Origin of the sequence: Bacillus sanguinis (assembly GCF_018332475.1) — a bacterium.
Lineage (GTDB): Bacteria > Bacillota > Bacilli > Bacillales > Bacillaceae_G > Bacillus_A > Bacillus_A sanguinis.
The window spans coordinates 1-214 of sequence record NZ_BOQB01000383.1 but is presented as its reverse complement, the minus strand read 5'-3'; the positions used below and the strand labels follow the sequence as shown (position 1 = coordinate 214).

Sequence of the window (214 nt, the reverse complement as noted above, 5' to 3'; positions counted from 1 at the left end):
TCGACTCCTCTCGGGCGCGTTTTATTAACGGGAAGTGGCTCAGCTTGGTAGAGCACCTGGTTTGGGACCAGGGGGTCGCAGGTTCAAATCCTGTCTTCCCGATATTCCTAAAACATGGGGCCTTAGCTCAGCTGGGAGAGCGCCTGCCTTGCACGCAGGAGGTCAGCGGTTCGATCCCGCTAGGCTCCACTTAATAGTTCTTTGAAAACTGAAC

2 tRNA genes are annotated in these 214 nt (G+C 54.7%); both read left to right on the top strand.

The window, feature by feature from the left end:
• Window positions 1-28: 28 nt before the first annotated feature.
• Window positions 29-102: transfer RNA gene (locus KI369_RS26515), tRNA-Pro, on the top strand.
• A 14-nt stretch (window positions 103-116) separates the two neighbouring features.
• Window positions 117-189, top strand: a tRNA-Ala gene (locus tag KI369_RS26510).
• The last annotated feature ends 25 nt before the right edge of the window (window positions 190-214 follow it).